5 protein-coding genes are annotated in these 3,427 nt (G+C 42.4%); 4 read left to right on the top strand and 1 reads right to left on the bottom strand.

Annotation, left to right across the window (positions count from 1 at the left end; translation table 11 throughout):
• Positions 1 to 377 precede the first annotated feature (377 nt).
• Together mazG and lepB are read left to right on the top strand one after the other, a co-directional pair.
• Positions 378 to 1,211, top strand: a complete 834-nt coding sequence (gene mazG / locus PX636_RS01100; protein ID WP_288115961.1) for a nucleoside triphosphate pyrophosphohydrolase — start codon at positions 378 to 380, stop codon at positions 1,209 to 1,211.
• On the top strand, positions 1,211 to 1,786 hold the full coding sequence (gene lepB, locus PX636_RS01095; RefSeq protein WP_288115960.1) for a signal peptidase I: 576 nt from the start codon (positions 1,211 to 1,213) through the stop codon (positions 1,784 to 1,786). The genes mazG and lepB overlap by 1 nt, the downstream gene beginning before the upstream one ends.
• A 10-nt stretch (positions 1,787 to 1,796) precedes the next feature.
• On the opposite strand, the gene PX636_RS01090 is transcribed toward lepB, so the two are convergent.
• Positions 1,797 to 2,285 (bottom strand): universal stress protein, encoded by a 489-nt coding sequence (locus tag PX636_RS01090; protein WP_288115958.1) that lies wholly within the window; start codon positions 2,283 to 2,285, stop codon positions 1,797 to 1,799.
• Between the two features lie 18 nt (positions 2,286 to 2,303).
• Between PX636_RS01090 and PX636_RS01085 the strand changes: the two genes are divergently transcribed.
• Together PX636_RS01085 and pheA are read left to right on the top strand one after the other, a co-directional pair.
• On the top strand, positions 2,304 to 2,711 hold the full coding sequence (locus PX636_RS01085; RefSeq protein WP_002797218.1) for a ribonuclease D: 408 nt from the start codon (positions 2,304 to 2,306) through the stop codon (positions 2,709 to 2,711).
• A 55-nt stretch (positions 2,712 to 2,766) separates the two neighbouring features.
• Positions 2,767 to 3,427: prephenate dehydratase (pheA, locus tag PX636_RS01080; RefSeq protein WP_288115955.1), on the top strand; the 661-nt coding region annotated here is incomplete at its 3' end.

Genomic DNA, 3,427 nt, shown 5'->3' with positions numbered 1-3,427 from the left:
TTACTTACCTTTTTTCTATTTAGATTTATTTAAGTTTTCAACTGCTTTATCGGTTGACTATACACACTCCAAGCTAGTGGAACCCGGTTTTCCCGGGTTTTTTCATCGTTATTGAGCTAAAGCAGTTATCTGAATGGTGAGGTACGAAGTTTTCGTTTTGGGGAGTCGGTCTTCGCTCAAATTAGGTTAAACTTCATCTGTTATGAGAAAGGCTGTAACTGAATATTAGAAGATAGGGAAATAAAAGCTTTTTTGCTGTGATCGGTAAACAGTAATCAGTGAACTGAAAACTCACATCTGATCAGTGATAACTGATAACTGATCACTGATAACTGATAACTGACCGGTATAATGGGCGAGAAAACCGGAAAAAATCGATGTCTAGCCTTCCAGAAACCGACAATCCCAGTTACAAGGCCATCTTAGCGGCATTAAACCATTTAATCAGCGTTGTTGCCCGTTTACGAGACCCAGAAAGCGGCTGTCCTTGGGATTTAGCTCAAACCCCGGAAACCCTGATTCCCTACGTTATCGAAGAAGCTTATGAGGTGGTAGCGGCGATTAAAAGCGGTGATAAAACTGCCATTGCCGAGGAATTAGGCGATTTACTGCTACAGGTGGTTTTACAAGCCCAAATTGCCAGTGATGAGGGTAATTTTAGCCTAGAAGAAGTGGCTAGAGGCATCACCGATAAATTAATTCGTCGTCATCCCCACGTTTTCGGGGAGCTATCCCTAGAAAATCCCGAACAGGTGCGTCAAAATTGGGAGAAAATCAAAGCTGAGGAAAAAAATGACCCGACTATTAGCGGCAAATTAACCCGTTATGCCCAAACTTTACCACCCTTGATGGGGGCAATGAAAATTTCTCGGCAAGCGGCGCGAGTCGGTTTTGAGTGGGAAAATATCGCAGGAGTCTGGGAAAAATTCGGCGAAGAGTTAGCAGAATGGCAAGAGTCCCTAGAATCGGGCGATAAAGAGCATCAACAGGCCGAATTAGGCGATTTACTCTTTACTATTGTCAATCTTGCTCGCTGGTATAATTTAGACCCCAGTATCGCTTTACAAGAGACTAATCTGCGTTTTATTCAACGTTTTTCCCTAGTGGAATCTGTCGCAGAAAAGCCTCTCCATGACTATACACTAGAGGAATTAACGGTTTTCTGGCAGCAAGCGAAAGCTAAGTTACATCAACCATCATCTGGGCAATAATGCAAGAGCAAGAAATTAATAAGGACAAATCCAAGAGTTTTTGGGCTTCTATTCGAGAAAATCTGCAAATTATCACTATAGCTTTAGTTTTAGCCCTATTGATCCGCACTTTTGTGGCTGAACCTCGTTTTATCCCCTCTGATTCTATGTTACCCACTTTAGAACAGGGCGATCGCTTAGTAGTGGAAAAACTTTCCTACGATTTCCATCCTCCTCGACGGGGGGATATCGTCGTCTTTGAACCGCCGGCACAATTACAATTACAGGGATACCAAAAGGACCAAGCTTTTATTAAAAGAGTGATTGCCACAGCAGGGGATGTGATTGCTGTCAAGGAGGGCAAAATTTATCTGAATAATCAACCCTTGTCAGAGGATTATATTCTCGAATCCCCTCAATATAATTTAATGCCTTTGCTTGTGCCGGAAAATAATTTATTTGTCATGGGAGACAATCGCAATAATAGCAATGACTCCCATATCTGGGGGTTTTTACCGGAAAATAACGTGATTGGTAGGGCGGTTTTTCGCTTTTTTCCTTTTAATCGTTTGGGGATTTTAGGGGGGAATAGCTAATCAGCAATTTTTAGTCTTGATGATGTTGAACAATTAAGACGGAACAGGGGGCATGATGGAGAACATAATTACTCACACTACCTAAGAATAACTCTCCTAGACCCGATCGCCCACGCCGACCGATGACAATTAAATCAACATTTTCCTCTCGCGCCACTTTACAGATAGTTTTGGCGGCATGACCGTAAATTTGCCGGTATTCTCCCTTGACACCCATTTCTCCCGCCTGATTAGCCCTTTTTTGCAACATGGCCACCCCTTTCTGCTCGAATTCTTCCCATTGTTGCCGCCAAAAATCGAGAGTCAGATCATTGCCCTGGGCGGGGTAAATATCGGCTAAATTGGGCGGAATCGGTAAAGGGCTATAATCTTCTTCAGGGGAAAGGACGTGCAGTAGTAGGAGGTTAGCTTCGTACTTACTAGCTAAGGATACAGCCTCCTTAAAGACACTCTCCCCCATCTCTGATAAATCTATTGCTATCAAGATTTTTTGATACATTTTTCCACCTCTGCAACCATGCCTTATTTAACGGAATCCGACGCTATGATGAATGCGATCGATCACTTTTCTCATTTTCCCATTCTTTGGTTAGATACGGAAGTAGCCGATTACGATAGCAAGACTCCCCGTTTGTCTCTGATTCAAATTCTGGCTGATTCCACGGACTTAACGGGGGAGCGGGTGACAATTTTGGATGTTCTCGATCGACCCGATCTTACTGACTATTTTATCACTAAAATCATGCTGGTTGACCGGATAGAAAAGGTTTTTCACAATGCTAGTTATGATTGTAAATTTTTGGGCGGTAAAAGCCAAGTTAAAAAAATTACCTGTACCCTAGAGTTAGCTAAAAAGGTTCCCTACTATATTGCTCCTTTAGCCAATTATCAACTGAAAACTGTGGTTGAATTAGGTTATACTTGATGTTGACGAGAAAGGCTGTAATAGCTAGAAAAAATTGCTTGCGGGGATAATCTAAATGACTGTAAAGATCGCTTATCTGGGGCCGGTGGGAACCTATTCAGAAACAGCCGCTTTAGCATTTGCTAATAGTTTACCACCCCAGCCTCGTCAATTAATACCCTATCCTAGCATTGCCTTGGCCCTGCGATCGGTTGTCCAAAATCAGGCCGATTTAGCAGTGGTCCCGGTGGAAAATTCCACCGAAGGAAGTGTGGTAATGACTCTTGATGCTTTATGGCAATTACCCGGGTTACAGATTCAACAAGAATTAGTTTTACCGATTTCCCATGCACTTCTATCTCCCAGACAATCGCTAACAGAAATTAAAACCGTTTATTCTCATCCCCAAGCTTTAGCCCAATGTCAAAAGTGGCTAGAAAATAATTTACCTAACGTGCCAATTATTCCCACCAATTCTACCACAGAAGCGATTCAAATTCTCGATCGAGAGACTAATTCGGCCGCGATTGCTTCTCCCCGGGCAGCAAAACTGTATCATGTACCAATATTAATACAACCAATTAATGATTATCCCGATAATTGTACCCGTTTTTGGGTCATGGATTTAACTTCCCATCCTCAAGGGGAGCGAATGTCCCTCGCTTTTCAAGTTTTAGATCAACCTGGAGCTTTAGTCAAACCTTTAGAAGTTTTTGCCAAACGTCAGCTTAATTTAT

Origin of the sequence: Microcystis sp. M53598_WE2 (assembly GCF_030067735.1) — a bacterium.
GTDB classification, from domain to species: domain Bacteria; phylum Cyanobacteriota; class Cyanobacteriia; order Cyanobacteriales; family Microcystaceae; genus Microcystis; species Microcystis aeruginosa.
The sequence above is the reverse complement of the archived record's forward strand: the minus strand, read 5'-3'. Positions and strand labels throughout refer to the sequence as shown.